This window comes from Luteibacter sp. 22Crub2.1 (assembly GCF_900167995.1).
Classification (GTDB): domain Bacteria; phylum Pseudomonadota; class Gammaproteobacteria; order Xanthomonadales; family Rhodanobacteraceae; genus Luteibacter; species Luteibacter mycovicinus.
In genome coordinates, this window is the sequence record NZ_FUYT01000020.1 from 1 (window position 1) to 16,664 (window position 16,664).

Here is a 16,664-nt window from a genome sequence, read left to right on the forward strand (position 1 = left end):
GGTCAGGGATGACCGGCCGTTTTCGGGGAGGCAGGGACAGCCGACTCGAAAACCCCCAGTCGGAGCCCGACCCGGCCGAAGGCCATTGAAATACGGCCGCGGTAGCGGCCCTTCCCTGAGGGGTCGCCGCAGGGGTGGCCTCGAGGGTCACCCCCGCCGGCTCTTCAACGCAACACCGCACGCCGCGACAAGGCCAACGCGATGGCGCAAGCCGAGCCGAGCCCGGCCATTGCCGCCAAGCCGGCCAGCCGACCAGCCGCCGCGGGATCGCCAGCAGGGCTGGCTCTCGCGATCGGCTGCCATCCGGAGCGCCATAAACGAAGAACCCGCCTTGCGGCGGGTTCGTTCAGAGGTCCTGGTGGTACTGGACGTAAGGCGTTCGCGAGGAGTCGGGCTCTGGACCCGCCGGACTCGCGGGGGCGTTGCCCGAGGACCAGACGTTCTGTGCACCGACCGAGAGCTCACCACGCCATGGCAGGCGGAAGGTGACGCCGAGGTCCACCGCGCTCCAGCGGCGATCCGGGTTCAGGCCATTCACGATGTTGGCTTCCGGCTGCATGGTGCGGCCGGTGATGGCGCCCGACACGGAGCCGCGGTCGACGCCGAAGCTCAGCGCTTTCTGGTCGACCGAGCCGATGCCCAGCAGATTGCCCGGCAGCAGGCGGATGCGGCCGACGCTGGCGCCGACGTCTATACCGCTGCGCGCACCGAGATCGACCCTGCCATGGGCATTGAGCTCGGTGCTGGACGAAAGGGCGCTGATGGGAAGGCCCGATGCGGTAGACAGGCCCGGCAGAACGCGCGGGAGCGCCGCGCCACCACCCGTCGGACGGCTCGAACCGACGCCCAGACCGAGGCTGTAACCCGTGCCACGGTAGGTCGCGCCGACTTCGCTGCCGACAATGCGCGGCGGCGCACCCGGCGTGTAGCAACGGTTGTCGAGCCCACCCGGCGCCGCGGCGGCGCAGGATTCGGCCGAATTCGCCCAGCCCTGCCCGCTGACACTGGCATGGGCCTGGAGCCGCGGGCCGAGATCGTACTGCAGGCCACTGGACAGGAAAGGGCCGGCATCGACCGCGTGGAGGGCCAACGGCTTGCTGGGATCGGCGCGATCGTCGGCCTGGATGGCGAGCATCCGGCCATCGGGGGCGCGCCACAGCGGCAAGGAACCCTGGCTCGTCTGCGCGTAGGCATCCGGCTGCTTGGCCAGCAGACGGGACGCCGTGGCGTCCGGACCCACCGACGCACTCTGACCTGCCGCGGCGAGCGGCATCAGAAGTAGCAACGTGAGTAAGGATCGGCGCATGTCGGGTCTGGTCGTAAGCGGCTGAAGGTTTCCTCCCCTTGCCCTCGCCTTCAGCCCGGCGAGAACGACCCGACTATACCCCGTTTTACTTTTTACTAACACCCCGGGAGGGTCGAGGTTCAGGAAAAAGATTACCTGCCGTTTAGTACGACGGGAGGAACCGGGGCGCGTGGGGCGCAACGGGTTAAGCAACCTGCGAGGGCCTTCGCACGGTTGCGTTAACACATATAGACTGGCCCGACCACGACCGGAATCTTCGTCAGGCGATGACCATAGCTCCATCCCAAAGCCCGACATCGCAAACGCCCGGCACCGGGGAGGTCGAGCCGCTGCATGACGCCGTCGAGCGCCTGCTGAGAGCGGCCGATGCCGATGGGGTCCGCGACGAGTGCGAGGCGTTCGCGCGCTGTTTGCTGCCCGATGCCCGGGTCGCATGGCTACGTGTCGACGATGCGCCGATGGCGGCCGGCACCACGCTGGACCTCGCTGTCGACCCGCAGTCCGGTCGCACGCTGGGCTTCGGCACCGACGACCGGGACGCTTCCGCCTGGACCGACATGGTGTCCTGGCTGGGCAGGCTTGCCTCGGCCCGACTGCGCCAGCTTGCGGAGACCGCCAATCTTTACGAGGCGATCTCACGCCTCGCGCAGGCCGAACGGCTGCAGCGCGCGCTCTACGCCATCGCCGAGCAGGCGGGTGCCGAGCACAACATGAAGGACATGATGAGTGCGCTGCACAGCATCGTGGGCAGCCTCATGTATGCCGAGAACTTCTTCATCGTCCTCTACGACGCGCAAAACCGGACCGTACGCTTTCCGTATTTCGTCGATACGGTCGACGACGACATGCCGGATCCCGAAGGCATCCGTCTGATCGATGCGATCGAGAATTCGCTGACCTGGCACGTACTGCAGAGCGGGCGTTCGATGATGGGCGCCAGCTCCGAACTGGAAAAGAGCCTCCCGGGTCCGCGCGTGGCCATCGGGCCGCCCAGCGACGACTGGCTCGGCGTACCGATGAAGCGCGGTGACGACGTGGTGGGTGCGCTGGTCGTGCAGAGTTATCGCGACGACACGCGCTACACCGAAAACGACCGCGAACTCCTCACCTATGTCGCGCAGCACGTGCAGACGGCGCTCGAACGGCGCCAGGCGCACGAGGAACTCGAGCGACGCGTGACCACGCGAACCGCCGCCCTGCGTGAGGCCAACCGCGTGCTGCGTCAGCAGGTCCTGCAGCGCCAGCGCGGCGAACGCCTGCAGGCGGCGCTGTTCCGTATCGCCGAGCTGGCCAATACGTCGGACAGTATCGAGAACTTCTACGCCGCCGTGCATCGCGTCATCGGCGGCCTGCTCTACGCGCGCAACTTCTACATCGCGCTGCTCTCGGAGGATCAGAACAAGCTGACCTTCCCCTACTCCGTCGACGAACTCGACGGCGTGCGCGAGCCGCGCGAACTGGGGCGTGGCCTCACCGAATTCGTGCTGCGTAACGGCAAGGCGCTGCTGGCCGATCGCGACGAGATCGACCGCCTCAATCGCGACCAGGTCCTTTCCACCAGCGGCGCGCGCTCACTGCACTGGCTGGGCGTTCCGCTGATCTGGAACGAGAAGTCGATGGGCGTGCTCGCGGTGCAGAGCTATTCGCCCGAACACACGTACAGCGCGCGCGACCAGGAATTGCTGACGTTCGTCAGCTACCACATCGCCAACGCGCTGCAGCGCAAGTACACGACCGAATCGCTGAAGCAGGCCTACGCCAGCCTCGAGCGACGCGTCACCGAGCGCACCCGTGCCCTGGCGCTGGCCAACCGTGACCTGCGCGAGCAGATCGCCGAGCGCGAACGCGTCGAACGCCGGCTGAAATACGAAACCCTGCACGACTCGCTTACCGGCCTGCCCAACCGCACGCTACTCCTGCAGCGACTCGAGCAGGCGCTCAACCATTACCGCGAGAACCCGGGCGAACTTTTTGCCGTGCTCTTCATCGACCTCGACCGCTTCAAGGTGATCAACGACTCGGTCGGTCACCTGGTCGGCGACGATCTCCTCTTTCAGGTCGGCGGGCGCGTGCGTGCCTGCCTGAAGACGCGCGACGTCGTCGCGCGCCTGGGCGGCGACGAGTTCGCCGTGCTGGTCGAGGGCATCACCGATCCGCAGGCGGCCACGCATATCGCGGAGCGCATCATCGCGCAGTTGCAGACGCCCTTCCGCCTGGGCGCGAAGGAGATCTTCACCTCCGCATCCATCGGTATCGCGCTGCCGACGCCCGAATACACGCGACCGGAAGAACTGCTGCGCGACGCCGATTCGGCCATGTATCGCGCGAAGGACGAGGGACGCCATCGCGCCGCCGTCTTCGATGATCGCCTGCGCCGTGAAGCGCTTTCGCTGCTCGAGCTCGAGGGCGACCTTCGGCGGGCGATCACCCGCAATGAATTCGTGCCGTTCTTCCAGCCGATCGTCGAACTGGCGACCTTGCGCGTCGTCGGCTACGAGGCGCTGCTGCGCTGGCGCCATCCCGAGCGCGGCTTGCTGCCGCCCGGCGAATTCCTCGCGGTTGCCGAGGACACCGGTTGTTCGGAAGCCATCGACTGGCAGATCTTCGAGCAGGTGGCGCGACAGGCCCGTGCGCTCACGCGCGACGAGGGCTTCATCAGCATCAACGTGTCGGGCAGTCATTTCCGCTCGGCCGATCTCGACCAGCGGTTGCTGGACCTGTTCGCGCAGCACGGCGTACCCGCGCGCTGCATTCGCGTCGAGGTGACCGAGCGCGCGCTGCTGGAGAATCCCGCGCAGGTCAAACGCATTCTCGAGCACCTGCGCGAGCACGGTGTCGGCATCGCGCTGGACGACTTCGGTACCGGGTACTCGTCACTGAGCTATCTGCATCAGTATCCGATCGAGACGCTGAAGATCGACCGGTCGTTTGTCATCGAGCTTCCGGCCGAAGACGATCAGGCGCATAGCACGGCAGTCGTCCGGGCCATCCAGGCGCTGGCGGACTCGCTGCGCATGCAGGTGATCGCCGAGGGCATCGAAACCGAATCGCAGATGCGGGTGCTGCAGCGTATCGGCTGCCGCTTCGGCCAGGGGTTTCTGTTCGCGCAGCCGCAGCCGGCGAGCAAGTGGCTGGGAGCGCCACTGTCGCTGGATGCCTGAGCGCGTTTTACTGCAGTGTCGAGGGAGCGGGAGGGGTCTCGGCCTGCGTGAGCAGACGCTCCGCATCCACGCGATCGAACACGTACCGCGTGGCGCAGAACTCGCAGATCACCTCGATCTCGCCGTCGCGATCCTCGAGGGTCGCCTCGACCTCGTCGCGTCCCAGCGCGCGCAGCATGCCTTCCACGCGTTCCTGTGAACACGTGCAGCCGAAGGCGAGCGGCTTGGGCTCGTACAGGCGCACGGTTTCCTCGTGGTAAAGGCGGAACAGCAGCTCCTCCGGACGCGTCGACAGCATCTCGCTGGCGCTCAGCGTGGCCGTCAGGTGACCGACACGCTCCCAGGCGTCGTCGTCCTGTTCGGCGGCGCTGTGTCCGCCCTCTCCCGCTACCGGTTGCAGGATGAGGCCAACCGCGTGCACGCCATCTGCCGCGAGAAGAATGCGCGCGGGCAGCTGCTCCGACCGCTGGAAGTAGTTTTCCAGCGCCTCGGCGAGGGACGACGTGTCGAGGTCGACCAGCCCCTGGTAGCGGCCGCGGTCGATCTGGCCGATGGTGATGGCGAGCGCGGCGTCGGGCAGCTCGCTCAGATCGAGCTTGCCGTCCGTCACCGGCATATCGCCCTCGTCGAATCGCGCCAGCCCGCGCAGGCGGCCCTTGTCGGTGCATTCCGCGAAGAGGAGGCGCAGCGCCCCCTGACTCTTGAACTCCAGGGACAGCGAGCCTTCGAATTTGACGTTGCCGGTCAGCAGCGCGGATGCCGCGACGGCCTGCCCCAGCGTGTCTCGAAGCTCCGCGGAGTAATCGACGCGGGAGGCGATGTCCTGCCAGCTGGCGCCGAGCCGCACGAGTACGCCGCGCACACCCGCCTTCTCGAGCAGGAAGCGGTGCAGCACGTCCTCGGACGCAAGGGTATCGACGATCGAATCGGTCACGGTGGCCTCCTGGTGATCCGACGGGAGATGGGGATGGGTCGGCCCGGCGACAAGCCTGCATGGGCACAGGCCCTTTATACTGCGCCATCCTCCTTCCGCGTGCCCTCATGAGCCCGACGTCCCGCTCGCTGCCCCGCCGCATCGTCCATCTCGCCGGCCTGCTCATCGTCTCGTGGGTCGCACTGTCGGTCCTGGTGGTGTTCGTGCTGCGCTTCGTGCAGCCGTGGACCAGCGCGATGATCATGGAGCGACGGGTGGCCGCGCTGGTCACCGGAGAAACCGGTTTCACCTATCGTCACCACTGGGTGCCATGGGAGCGCGTATCGCCCCAGGTGGGCCTGGCCATGGTCGCTGGCGAAGACCAGAAATTCCCCTATCACCACGGCTTCGACGTCGATGCCATCCAGGACGCGATCGATGCGGCCGACGAGGGCAAGCGCCTGCGCGGGGCCAGCACGATCAGCCAGCAGGTCGCCAAGAACCTGTTTCTGTGGAACGGCCGCAGTTTCGTGCGCAAGGGTGCCGAGGCCTATTTCACCGTGCTCATCGAGGCCTTGTGGCCGAAGCAGCGCATCCTCGAGGTGTACATGAACATCGTGGAGCTCGGTGACGGCATCTACGGCGTGGGCGCCGCGAGCGACACCTTCTTTCACACCACGCCCGATCGCCTGGGTGTGCCGCAGGCAGCCCGGCTTGCGGCCGTCCTGCCCAATCCCCGCCGCTTCCACGTCGAGGCGCCCAGCGCTTACGTCCAGCGTCGCGCGGCGTGGATCTCGCAGCAGATGAGCCAGCTCGGCGGCCCGGCCTATCTCACTCGCCCGGCCCCCGTCGCCGGTCGCGTACGCTGAGCGCCACCATGACGTATTCACTGGCCATCGTCGTCCCGGCATATAACGAAGCGCAGGTCATCGACGACTTCCACGCGCGTATCGCCGCGGTGCTCGACGGGCTCGACGCGGATGCGCGGGTGATCTACGTCGACGACGGCAGCCGCGACGAGACCTGGTCGCTGATCGAGCGCATCGCCCAGGCGGATGCGCGCGTCGTCGCCCTGCGCTTGTCGCGCAACTTCGGCAAGGAGGCCGCGATGACCGCCGGTCTCGATGCCGCGGACGCCGACGCGGTCGTCGTGATCGATGCGGACCTGCAGGATCCCCCCGAGTTGATCCCCACCCTCATCGCCCGCTGGCGCGAAGGCTTCGACGTCGTCTACGCGACCCGCGGCGAGCGCGACGGCGAGACGCGCTTCAAGAAGTTCACCTCGGCGGCGTTCTATCGCCTCATGGAGCGGGTGGCCGACACACCGCTTCCGCGCGACACGGGGGACTTCCGCCTGCTCTCGCGCCGCGCGGTCGAGGCACTGCACGGCCTGCGCGAGCGCCAGCGATTCATGAAGGGACTCTTCGCGTGGATCGGCTACCGGCAGACCTCCGTGGTGTATCACCGCGACGCGCGCCACGCCGGTACGACCAAGTGGAATTACTGGCGCCTGGGCAACCTCGCCGTCGAGGGCATCACCTCGTTCTCCACGGCACCCCTGCGTATCGCCACCTGGCTCGGGGTGTCCGCCGCGGGCCTGGCCTTTCTCTACGGCGTATGGGTGCTGCTCAAGGTATGCATCTGGGGCGACCCCGTCCGCGGCTACCCCACGCTGCTGGTCGTGATCCTGTTCCTGGGCGGCGCCCAGCTGCTGGCGCTGGGCGTTATCGGCGAGTACATCGGCCGCACCTACGCGGAATCCAAGCGACGGCCGATCTATTACGTCGAGTCGCGGCGCGGCGCGCCCTCTTCACCTGATCCTTACCCTCGCCCGCGCGCACCCGGCGTAGACTGATCTCCTCGCGGCGGCACGCCGCGCGGCAGCGGAGAGTCGAGCATGCAGCAGGTCAAGCATCTCCTGGAAGGCAAGGGCAAAGCCGTCTACGCCGTGGCGCCCGATGCCTCGGTCTACGAGGCGATCCGGCAAATGGCGGATAAGAACGTCGGCGCGCTGGTGGTCATCAAAGGCAGTGAACTGGTCGGCATCGTTTCCGAGCGCGACTATGCGCGCAAGGTCATCCTGAAGGACCGATCGTCGCGCGACACCCCGGTGGCCGAGATCATGACGGCCAGCGTCATCACGGTCGCCAGCGACGCCACGGTGGATGAATGCATGCGGCTGTGCACCGACGGGCGACTTCGCCACCTGCCCGTGCTCGACGGCACGAGGCTCGTGGGCGTCGTGTCCATCGGCGATCTGGTCAAAGCCGTGATCTCCGAACAGCGCGAGACCATCAATCAGCTCGAGAGCTACATCACGAGCTAGACCGGGTCGCGTCGTCGCGTTGCTCGGGTAGCAGGTCGGGCGATTTCGCCGCACGCCGGCCCATCTCGGCCGCCACGCAGGCGAGACCCGCGGCGGTCAGGCCGATCGCCGTGATGCCCACACCCGCGCCACGTATGGCGACGAGGCCCGACGTCACCACCAGGTCGCCGAAGCGCCAGACAGCGGTCTCGATGAAGTTCTTGCCCTTGTAGCGCACTTCGCGCGGCGTGCGGGTGTACAGCGCGTCGGACGCCGGCTTGGTCATGCCGTAGGTCATGCCGCGCGAGCCGACCAGCACGATCGCGATCACCGGCACCGTCCAGCCGAAGACATGCAGGTCGATCAGTCCGAGCACCGACAGGCCGAGCAGCAGCACCATATTGACCAGCGCCGGCAGAACCATGGCCCAGACCACGCCCAGCCCGCGCATGATCAGCGGGGTGAGCGTCAGCTGCAGCAACGCACCGAAGCAGTTGGTCCACAGATCGAGATCGGCATAGAAGGCCGTGCGTGCCGCGTTGTCGGCGAAATGTCCCTTGGTGTAATCCGCCATCAGCGTGTAGCCCATGGTGGCGATGCCGTCGCCAAGCAGCATCAGCACGAGCATGTACCGCAGGAACGGCTGCGAGAACGCCGCCTTCGCGCCTTGCAGGATCGAACCGCCGACCGGCGCGCCTTCGCTTTCATCGTTCAGGTCACGCCGTGCCGAAAGCGCGAGCAGCGCACCCAGCGCCAGCAGCAGGAACGCCGCGGAGACGACGAGCATCGCGGGCACCCCGAGGCGCTGGACGAGCAGCCGCGTCAGCAAGGGACCAAGCAGCGCGCCCGCCATGCCGCCTGCCGCGATGAACGGGAACATCAGCCGCGCCTGCTGGCTGCGGTAGACATCCGCCATGAAACTCCAGAAGAGCGACACGACGAAGAGATTGAACACACTGACCCAGACGAAGAAGATCCGCCCCAGCGCCACCGCACCGATGCGGTCCTGGGCGACGAAGGCCGGAATGAACGCGAGCATCGAGGCGGCAAAGAACACATAGCTGCTGCCGATCACCAGCTTGCGCGGAAATCGCGAGACCAGCCAGCCGAAGACCGGTGTCAGCGCCAGCATCACCACGAAGACGATCGCGTAGAACTGCGGCAACGACTGCGATCCGGCCGCTCCCGCGAGCTGATCGCGCACCGGACGGAGCACGTAGTACGACGTCATCACGAAGAAGAAGGCGATGACGGAGAGCGTGAGGGACCTCGCCTCGTCCCTGGCGAAGGGTCGACGTTCGTTCACGGTGGGTCCGGGGTCGGCGGGATGCGCGAGAAGCCTAGCATGGCTCGCCGGGAAGACCGGATCGTGAAGGGGAATCGGGTTGCCGTTTTCGTGAAGCCGCCCGTCCGTTGTAGACAGCGATGAAGTACACGACAATGACAGCGACGATGATCAGAAAAACGATCCATCCCATGACGTTTCCCTCCCTTCGGCGTGTCCGTCACGCCTCGCTTTCGCGAGAATAGCATGTCGTTTCGATCCGCCTCCCTGCTGGCCTGTGCGCTCGCCTGCGCCGCCACCGCCCCCTTCGCCCTCGCCGCTCCGACACCGCAGAAGCCGCCGCAGAAACCCCCGGTCGTTCATGTCGACCCCACGTCGGAAAAGCTGCCTGCGGAGCGCGTGAAGGAAACGATCGAGAACTACAACCGCTGGATGGACGCGGCCGAAGCCCGCGACGCCGCCCCCGCGATCGTCACCGCCGTGATCGTCGACGACAAGGTCGTGTACGAGCGCGCCATCGGCTACGCCAACGCGAAGACGAAGGAAGCCGCCACCCCGGAAACCGTGTTCCGCCTGGCGTCGCTGTCGAAGGCCTTCGCCACGGGCGTCACCGCCGTGCTCGTCCGTGAAGGTTTCCTCAGCTGGGACACCAAGCTGATCGACACCATTCCGTACTTCAAGCTCAAGGACATGGAGGCGGCACAGCAGGCGACCGTGCGCGACATCCTCGGTCAGCGCCTCGGTCTGCCGCGCAACACGTACGACAACATGCTCGAGGCCGACGCCCCCTACGAGGAGCTCGTCCGCAAGCTGGACGAGGTGGACCTCTCCTGCAAGGTGGGCGCGTGCTACGGCTATCAGAACGTCGCCTTCAGCATGATCGGCGACGTGATCTACGCCACCACCGGCGATTATTTCTTTCGGCAGGTCGAACGTCGAATCTTCGCCCCGCTGGGCATGACCACCGCCAGCTATGGCCGCGACGCGCTCGAAGCCAGCAAGAGCTGGGCACGCCCGCATCGCGGCGGTCCGCACAACTGGATTCCCTACGAGCCCAACGACAGTTACTACCGTGTCGCCCCCGCCGCCGGCGTCAACGCCAGCCTGCGCGACATGGAGCAGTGGCTGATGGCGCAAATGGGTGGACGTCCGGACGTCCTGCCCACGCCGTCGCTGGATGTCCTGCACGCGCCCGAGGTGGACACGCCGTCGGAAGTCCACTCGCTGCCCTGGCGACGCGCGCGCGTCACCGACGCGCACTACGCGCTGGGCTGGCGCGTATTCAAGTACGCCAATGAAGACCTGATCTTCCATGCGGGCGCGGTCTCGGGCTATCGCACGATGATCGGCTTCTTTCCCAAGTATCACGCCGGTGTCGTGACCATGTGGAACGGCGCGGGTCCGGTCCCGGCGGGTCTGATGCCGATGGTGTTCGACAGCCTGCTCGGGCTCAACCACGTCGACTGGGCGGGTGTCGAAGGGAGCGTGCGTGCGGCACCGGTGGCCAAGGCGGCACCCGCCACGAAAACCAAAGCGAAAGGCAAGGCGGCGCCCGTGAAGAAGACGGCACCGGCGAAGGCTTCTAAGAAAAAGAAGAAGCCGGAGTGAATGAGGTTCAGGCCTCCGGGCTATGGCGGCCGTGACGGTTTCATACGACCGATAGCCAAAAAAAGAAACGGCCCCGATGGGCCGTTTCTTTTTGGCGCGGCTGGTGATGATTTACCGGCCGAGGTTGAACTGCAGGCGACGGCGCAGGGTGACGGTCATCGGCTCGCCGTTGCGCGTGGCGGCCTTGTACTCCCAGCGGCTGACGGCGTCGATCGCGGAGCGGTCGAAGATATGCTTCGGCTGAGCGTCGACCACGTTGACGTTCGCAACGCGACCGTCGGGACCGACGGTCAGCTCGACATCGACCCAGCCTTCCTGGTTCGCACGCATCGCGGCGGTCGGATAGCGCGGGTTGACCTGACGGATAAGGACGGCATCGCTGATGGCCCCGCCCTCCGAGGCAGCCGGCGCGGCGGCCGGTCGTGCAACGGGCGTAGCGACGGGCACTGCCTGCTGCGCCTGAGCGACACGAGCCGCCTGCTCGCGTGCGGCCTGCGCGCGCTGCGCCTCGATGGCCGCGGCGGCCTGTTCGGCCTGCTGACGCTGCGTGGCGGCGGCATTCTGCTGCGCGACCTGCTGAGCCTTCTGCGCATCCACCGCCTGCTGCTGCTCGCGGTCCAGCGTCTTGCGCTGTGCGTCGAGCTTCGAACGCAGGATGGTCAGGGTGTAGTTCTCGGGGTCGGCCTTGGCGAGCAGGTCGATCTCGCGCTGCGCTTCATTGAAGTCGCGCTGGTTGATCGTCTGCTCCGTGGCAGCGGAGCCATAGGAGAACGTCTCGCGGAGCGCATCGGCGGCGACCGGGTTACCGGGCTGCTTCTGCAGCACCTTCATATAGAACTCGAAGGCATTGTTGCCCGCCGGAGCGACGAGGCGCTGCTCGTTCATGGCGGTGCGCGCTTCGGCCAGCAGCTGGTCGACGCTGAGTGCATCGACGTTGGCCGGCGGGGGCACGCCGGTAGCGGCAGCCTTCTGCGCCGCTACCGGCGCGGGCGTCTCCGCGGCGCGGGCGTCGCGGTAAGGCTTGACGATCAGGAACCAGGCCGCGACGGCGAGCGCGACGACAATGACGATGACGGCGAGCGTCACGGGACTGACCGCGCCACGCTGGCGGCGATCGATAAAGGGTGGACGGTTATCCATGGCGGTCGTACGACTCCGCAAGGCGCGCGCCCCCTGATGGCTTGACGCGGTGGACCCCCCGTCCCCCGCAGCGCGATGTGGCGACAAGGTAACCGTAATGGCCGCGTGAATCCAGCGCAACGCCCTAGGAGGTTTTCCGGGGTAGGTATTCTGCGAAGCCCATCAATGAATAACCCCGGCAAGCCGGGGTCAAGGTTTCGAAGTGTCTCCCCGCGCTGGGCACCGCGGGGAGATAATTCGGAAACGTACTTTCTTATTGGAAGGTAACGCTTACTTGGCCTTGGCGGCCCGGGGTGCCCTGGCGGTCTTAGTCGCGCGAACGACCTTCGCCGTGGCGACCTTCTTCGAGGCAGCCTTACGCGGGGCGGCAGCCTTACGCGGAGCAGCCTTGCGAGCGGTCTTCTTGACGGAGGCCTTCTTTACGGAAGCCTTCTTGACTGCCTTCTTGGCAGCGACCTTACGGGTGGACGCCTTGCGGGCGACCTTCTTGACCGCAGCCTTCTTGGCGGTGGCCTTCTTGGCCGGCGACTTGCGGGTCGCAGCCTTCTTGACCGCGACCTTACGGGTCGAAGCCTTCTTCGCCGGCGACTTGCGCGCGGCCGTCTTCTTTACGGTGGACTTCTTCGTCGCTTTCTTGGCGGCGGACTTCTTGGCAGTGGCTTTCTTGGCAGTGGCCATAGTTCTCTTCAGCTCCTCATCAGTTGGCAGTGGTTGCCCAGTAAAAGCGTGGAGGAACGCTTCGACCAGCAGGTCGCTGTTCGTAGCGTGCCTCAAATTGTTCACCTGGCGGCGAGTACGTTCATCGGATAGCAGGCGGAGAATGTGCAGCGGAATCGAGACGGTGATCTTGCGTACCGCACCCGCTTTCGAACCATGCTCCACATACGGCCTGACGAATTTTCCTGTTTCCATTTCCGGGTTCCCCGTCAATTGACGCAAAAGCTATTCCTGAACATTTCCGCTGTCAATAAATTTTGGCTCTAAATTGAAGACGTTGCGGACACATACCGGACGATCGGGAAGTCCACCGGGTTTATCCCCGACGCACCTTCGGCATTAGCAAGGCACTAATGGACTTCCATTCAAAACACACCGCATCTCTTATGCGGTTCAAAAAACACCTTAAATAAAGGCGTTTTTTTGTTCGTTCAAAAAAAACGCCGCAATCGCATCGCACCGCGACAGCGCACGTCGTCGCTCCTGTCACCATCCATCGGGAGGCGAATTCCGGGGATGAACGGAACACGACTGAGGCGAAAAAAAATTTTCGCCGAAGACCCCTCCCGGACAAAAAAATGCCGGTCGAAGACGACCGGCATCGGGGTGAAGCGTCAGCGAGTCGATCAGTGGTCGTCGTGCTCGGCGTGCTCGGCGTACTCGTCGGCGGTCATCAGCTCGTCGAGTTCGCTCTTGTCTTCGATCTTCAGTTTGAAGATCCAGCCACCCTCGTACGCATCTTCGTTGATCGTTTCCGGCTTGTCGGAAAGTACCGTGTTCACCTCGATCACTTCGCCCGACACCGGCGCGTAGATATCGGAGGCGGCCTTGACCGACTCGACGACCGCCGTGCCATGACCGGCCTGCACGCTGCTGCCCACTTCCGGCAACTCGACGTAGACCAGATCGCCCAGTGCGCTCTGCGCGTGGTCGGAGATGCCGACGGTGACCGTGCCGTCCTGTTCGACGCGGACCCACTCGTGGGTTTTTGCAAATTTCAGATCGCCGGGGATTTCGCTCATGGGGTGTTCCTCGTTGTCTCGGGACGGGGGGTGCGTTGGTGCGACGGCCAATTGTCGCCGGTCCGCGCGTTTCGCGAAAGCGTCTGGGAGAAACGCGGGCGCCATGCGCGGCTGCGGGCGTTCGCCTGCCCTCGGGCTACGAACTCCCCTACGTGAACCTAAGGCTTCGCTCGCAGCGCGAGCGAACACACGGGCATACGCTGACAGCCAGCTCGGCAAATCGAGCTGAACCACGAAGGCGACCTCCGACGTCGCCCGCCCCATTCCCCATGGAGAACCTTATGACACGGAAAACCAGGATGACCTGCCTCGCAGCCCTCATCGCCGTCGCGCTCTCGCCGTCGCTGATGGCGACGGACGTTTCCTCCCCCGGCGACGCGCGCGTCGCGCTGGCACGCGACCTCGCCTCGATCCTCCACCAGCCCGCCCTCGATACCGCCATCCGTGACCATCTGGGTAACGGCAAGGCCCCGTTGGCGGAAATTCTCAACGACTACGCCCAGACCGCGGTCGCCGATGGCAAGCAGGACGTCGTGGACGACATGCTCGACCTCGACCGACAGACTGTTCACCTCCGCGGCCTCGACGGCAAGCTCGGCCATATCGCCAGCGTGCGTGTCCACGGTCTGGGCGCACATCCGCGACCCACGAGTCTTCGCGGCTTCTGGACCGCCGCCGTGACCAGCGACGGTTCGACCGGCAAGAAACAGGTCGTCGCGTTCGATCCCGACGGTAAGCGACACAGCTTCGCGGTCGACCAGGCGCCCGACATCCCGATGCTCCTGGTGGAAACCGACGGTACCGCCGCTGTGCAGGCAGGCATGGCCGTACTCAATGAGGCGGTGCGTGGCGCTTCGTCAGGTCGTCGACTGACGACCTTCGCCCGGGCTGACGCTGGCGAAACGAAGGGCGAGTTGCTGACCATCCTCAAGGAAATCTATCTGGAGAAGGATCACGAGCCCAACATTCAGGGCGATGCCGAGGTGTTTGCTGTCGTGTCCGGCGTCGATGCCGCCGGTAAACCCGTCGTTGTCACCCAGGACATGCCCTGGCTCGACCACGACAAGCGCTGGTACACGCCGAGACAGGACCTGATCAACTGGACACAGTTCGGCACCAACTACGTCAACGTGCAGTTCTTTGAAGACGACGGCAACGTCAACTTCCAGAAGCTGGCGTCGGCCCTGACGGAGGCGGTGGGCGACACCGCGCTGGTCGTGTCGCCGGCGGCCCCACCCGCGCTCATCGTGGCGGGCATCTCCCGGATCGGCCAGAAGATACTCGGCGCGATGGAGAGTTCGTGGTTCGAAAACAGCACGGACTACATCGATTCCTTCTACGTGCTGGAACGTGGACACGATTACGGCAGCAAGAACGCTCCGCTGATCGGCGCCCGCGGCGAAGTGAAAATGGTCCTGGCGCCCTACGAGGTCCGCCAGCGTTGACGGGAAGGCCGGGGTGGCACGCCACCCCGGCCTCTCTTGCCATGGAGCAAAACGATGCACCTGCCACTACGCACGACGTTTCTTCTTTTCCTGCTGACCGTGGTCGCGAGCGTACCGTCGACCGCGCGTGCCGTGACGACCGGTCATTCGCCCACCCCGGAAGCCACCACGATGCTGCGGCGCCTTCTGCTTCGCGACGACAAGCGTCCCGATGCGTTCGGTGAGACGTCGATTTTCATCGTGGTCTCCGGGACCGGTGAAGACGGCAAGCCGCGGACCGAAGTCCATCCCCTGCCCTGGGTCAAGCGGGACCGGACCTGGTATGACAGGTCCTATCCGTTGGTGGACTGGCGCCGCTTCACCGGCGGCTACGTCACGCTGCACATCTATGACCGCACGTCCGGCGAGGACGTCGCGCATCTGGATACCTTCTACGTCATCCAGCCGCAGCGCAAATATCTGCTGCAGAACGGCGCAGCGGGCAACGCCGTCCTGTCACTGGAGCCGGGCGCGGCGTCCGCACGCTGACATATATATATGTGTGTACGTCAGTCGGCGATGCCGGGCATGGGCTGACCGTCACGGACGAACGGGAACCTGACCACGCGCACCGGGATCTCACGGCCGCGGATGTCCACGCGCACGTCGCCATGCTCGCCCACCGGAATACGGGCGAAGGCGACCGACTTGCCGAGCGTCGGCGCGAAACCGCCGGAAAGAATCTCGCCGTCGCCGATAGCCGTGAGAACTTTCTGGCCGTGACGGAGCACGCCCTTCTCGTCCATCACCAGACCGACCATGACGCGCGTCACTCCGTCAGCCTTCTGCGACTCCAATGCGGCACGGCCGATGAAGTCGCGGCCTTCGTCGAGCGAGATCGTCCAGGCCAGCGCGGCTTCCCACGGCGTGACCGTCTCGTCCATGTCCTGGCCGTAGAGATTCATGCCCGCTTCGAGGCGCAGGGTGTCGCGCGCACCCAGACCCGCCGGGGCGACGCCCGCCTCGCGCAGCAGATTCCACAGCTCGACGACGCGGCTGTTCGGTACGACGACTTCGAAGCCGTCTTCACCCGTGTAACCGGTGCGGGCGAGGAACAACGGCATGCCGTTGGGACCTTCGACCTCGATGGCGGCGAACTTGCCTAGCTTCGTCGCCTTCTCGCGGACGTCCTCGGGGAGCAGTCCGATCAGCTTCTGTCGGGCGTTCGGACCCTGCACCGCGATCATGCCGAACTCCGGGCGCTCACGGACGGTGACGTCGAAGGCCGACGCCTGCTTCGTGATCCACGCGAGATCCTTGACGCGCGTCGCCGCATTGACGACCAGACGGAAAAAATCCTCGCGCAGGAAGTAGACGATGAGGTCGTCGATGACACCGCCGTTCTCGTCGAGCATGCAGGTGTAGAGCGCCTTGCCCGATTTGGCCAGCTTGTCGACATTGTTGGCGACCAGCTTGCGAAGGAAGGGACGGACCTTTTCGCCGGTCAGGTCGACGACCGTCATGTGCGACACATCGAACATGCCGGCATCCTTGCGGACGGCGTGGTGTTCTTCGATCTGCGAGCCGTAGGCGATCGGCATGTCCCAGCCGCCGAAGTCGACCATGCGGGCACCGAGTTCACGGTGGGTGGCGTTGAGTTCGGTCTTGTCGGTCATCGGAGTACCTTGCGGGGGATGGCGGTGGGATACAGCCCCGCATTATCCGGTCCGGCGACAGATAAGGCCAATCGCAGCGCAACACGTCCGGACTAAGGTAGCCTTCC

The 16,664-nt window shown here is 65.5% G+C and carries 14 protein-coding genes; 7 read left to right on the top strand and 7 right to left on the bottom strand.

Features of this window, described 5'->3' with window-relative positions:
• Positions 1-346 precede the first annotated feature (346 nt).
• A complete protein-coding gene (locus B5X73_RS18240; RefSeq protein WP_079522821.1) occupies positions 347-1,306 on the bottom strand; it encodes a hypothetical protein in 960 nt (319 codons plus the stop codon).
• Between the two features lie 266 nt (positions 1,307-1,572).
• Here B5X73_RS18240 and B5X73_RS18245 point away from each other — a divergent pair, with 266 nt between their 5' ends.
• Positions 1,573-4,467 carry a bifunctional diguanylate cyclase/phosphodiesterase gene (locus B5X73_RS18245; RefSeq protein WP_079522822.1) on the top strand — a complete coding sequence of 965 codons (2,895 nt, stop codon included), beginning with the start codon at positions 1,573-1,575 and terminating at the stop codon, positions 4,465-4,467.
• Positions 4,468-4,474: 7 nt separating this feature from the next.
• On the opposite strand, the gene B5X73_RS18250 is transcribed toward B5X73_RS18245, so the two are convergent.
• Complete coding sequence (locus tag B5X73_RS18250) at positions 4,475-5,401, bottom strand: Hsp33 family molecular chaperone HslO (protein ID WP_254857332.1); 927 nt, start codon at positions 5,399-5,401, stop codon at positions 4,475-4,477.
• A 107-nt stretch (positions 5,402-5,508) separates the two neighbouring features.
• Here B5X73_RS18250 and mtgA point away from each other — a divergent pair, with 107 nt between their 5' ends.
• From mtgA to B5X73_RS18265, 3 genes are read left to right on the top strand one after another with little or no spacing between them, the layout of a single operon-like run.
• Positions 5,509-6,249 carry a monofunctional biosynthetic peptidoglycan transglycosylase gene (mtgA, locus tag B5X73_RS18255; RefSeq protein ID WP_079522823.1) on the top strand — a complete coding sequence of 247 codons (741 nt, stop codon included), beginning with the start codon at positions 5,509-5,511 and terminating at the stop codon, positions 6,247-6,249.
• A gap of 8 nt (positions 6,250-6,257) precedes the next feature.
• A complete protein-coding gene (locus tag B5X73_RS18260; protein ID WP_079522824.1) occupies positions 6,258-7,235 on the top strand; it encodes a glycosyltransferase family 2 protein in 978 nt (325 codons plus the stop codon).
• Positions 7,236-7,277: 42 nt separating this feature from the next.
• Positions 7,278-7,706 (top strand): CBS domain-containing protein, encoded by a 429-nt coding sequence (locus tag B5X73_RS18265; RefSeq protein WP_079522825.1) that lies wholly within the window; start codon positions 7,278-7,280, stop codon positions 7,704-7,706.
• Here the strand turns inward: B5X73_RS18265 and B5X73_RS18270 are convergent.
• Positions 7,696-8,991: an NTP/NDP exchange transporter gene (locus B5X73_RS18270; RefSeq protein WP_079522826.1), complete on the bottom strand. Its 1,296-nt coding sequence runs from the start codon at positions 8,989-8,991 to the stop codon at positions 7,696-7,698. The genes B5X73_RS18265 and B5X73_RS18270 overlap by 11 nt on opposite strands.
• A gap of 225 nt (positions 8,992-9,216) precedes the next feature.
• Here B5X73_RS18270 and B5X73_RS18275 point away from each other — a divergent pair, with 225 nt between their 5' ends.
• On the top strand, positions 9,217-10,578 hold the full coding sequence (locus B5X73_RS18275; RefSeq protein ID WP_079522827.1) for a serine hydrolase domain-containing protein: 1,362 nt from the start codon (positions 9,217-9,219) through the stop codon (positions 10,576-10,578).
• A gap of 111 nt (positions 10,579-10,689) precedes the next feature.
• Here the strand turns inward: B5X73_RS18275 and B5X73_RS18280 are convergent, their stop codons facing one another.
• From B5X73_RS18280 to gcvH, 3 genes are all read right to left on the bottom strand, one after another.
• Positions 10,690-11,718: an energy transducer TonB gene (locus B5X73_RS18280; protein ID WP_079522828.1), complete on the bottom strand. Its 1,029-nt coding sequence runs from the start codon at positions 11,716-11,718 to the stop codon at positions 10,690-10,692.
• Positions 11,719-11,988: 270 nt separating this feature from the next.
• Entirely contained in the window at positions 11,989-12,630 is a 642-nt protein-coding gene (gene metJ, locus B5X73_RS21560) for a met regulon transcriptional regulator MetJ (protein ID WP_043692504.1), read from the bottom strand.
• Between the two features lie 431 nt (positions 12,631-13,061).
• Positions 13,062-13,457 (bottom strand): glycine cleavage system protein GcvH, encoded by a 396-nt coding sequence (gcvH, locus tag B5X73_RS18290; RefSeq protein WP_079522829.1) that lies wholly within the window; start codon positions 13,455-13,457, stop codon positions 13,062-13,064.
• A gap of 299 nt (positions 13,458-13,756) precedes the next feature.
• Between gcvH and B5X73_RS18295 the strand changes: the two genes are divergently transcribed.
• Positions 13,757-14,902 (top strand): DUF3103 family protein, encoded by a 1,146-nt coding sequence (locus tag B5X73_RS18295; RefSeq protein ID WP_176167889.1) that lies wholly within the window; start codon positions 13,757-13,759, stop codon positions 14,900-14,902.
• 54 nt (positions 14,903-14,956) lie between these two features.
• Positions 14,957-15,430, top strand: a complete 474-nt coding sequence (locus B5X73_RS18300; RefSeq protein ID WP_079522831.1) for a hypothetical protein — start codon at positions 14,957-14,959, stop codon at positions 15,428-15,430.
• Between the two features lie 20 nt (positions 15,431-15,450).
• Here the strand turns inward: B5X73_RS18300 and gcvT are convergent, their stop codons facing one another.
• Positions 15,451-16,557: a glycine cleavage system aminomethyltransferase GcvT gene (gene gcvT / locus B5X73_RS18305; protein WP_079522832.1), complete on the bottom strand. Its 1,107-nt coding sequence runs from the start codon at positions 16,555-16,557 to the stop codon at positions 15,451-15,453.
• Positions 16,558-16,664 lie beyond the last annotated feature (107 nt).

Excerpts from the sequence above, each read along its gene's own strand:
- B5X73_RS18240 (WP_079522821.1), bottom strand. The coding sequence starts at position 1,306 with ATGCGCCGATCCTTACTCACGTTGCTACTTCTGATGCCGCTCGCCGCG.
- B5X73_RS18245 (WP_079522822.1), top strand. The coding sequence starts at position 1,573 with ATGACCATAGCTCCATCCCAAAGCCCGACATCGCAAACGCCCGGCACC.
- mtgA (WP_079522823.1), top strand. The coding sequence starts at position 5,509 with ATGAGCCCGACGTCCCGCTCGCTGCCCCGCCGCATCGTCCATCTCGCC.
- B5X73_RS18260 (WP_079522824.1), top strand. The coding sequence starts at position 6,258 with ATGACGTATTCACTGGCCATCGTCGTCCCGGCATATAACGAAGCGCAG.
- B5X73_RS18265 (WP_079522825.1), top strand. The coding sequence starts at position 7,278 with ATGCAGCAGGTCAAGCATCTCCTGGAAGGCAAGGGCAAAGCCGTCTAC.
- B5X73_RS18275 (WP_079522827.1), top strand. The coding sequence starts at position 9,217 with ATGTCGTTTCGATCCGCCTCCCTGCTGGCCTGTGCGCTCGCCTGCGCC.
- B5X73_RS18280 (WP_079522828.1), bottom strand. The coding sequence starts at position 11,718 with ATGGATAACCGTCCACCCTTTATCGATCGCCGCCAGCGTGGCGCGGTC.
- metJ (WP_043692504.1), bottom strand. The coding sequence starts at position 12,630 with ATGGAAACAGGAAAATTCGTCAGGCCGTATGTGGAGCATGGTTCGAAA.
- gcvH (WP_079522829.1), bottom strand. The coding sequence starts at position 13,457 with ATGAGCGAAATCCCCGGCGATCTGAAATTTGCAAAAACCCACGAGTGG.
- B5X73_RS18295 (WP_176167889.1), top strand. The coding sequence starts at position 13,757 with ATGACCTGCCTCGCAGCCCTCATCGCCGTCGCGCTCTCGCCGTCGCTG.
- B5X73_RS18300 (WP_079522831.1), top strand. The coding sequence starts at position 14,957 with ATGCACCTGCCACTACGCACGACGTTTCTTCTTTTCCTGCTGACCGTG.
- gcvT (WP_079522832.1), bottom strand. The coding sequence starts at position 16,557 with ATGACCGACAAGACCGAACTCAACGCCACCCACCGTGAACTCGGTGCC.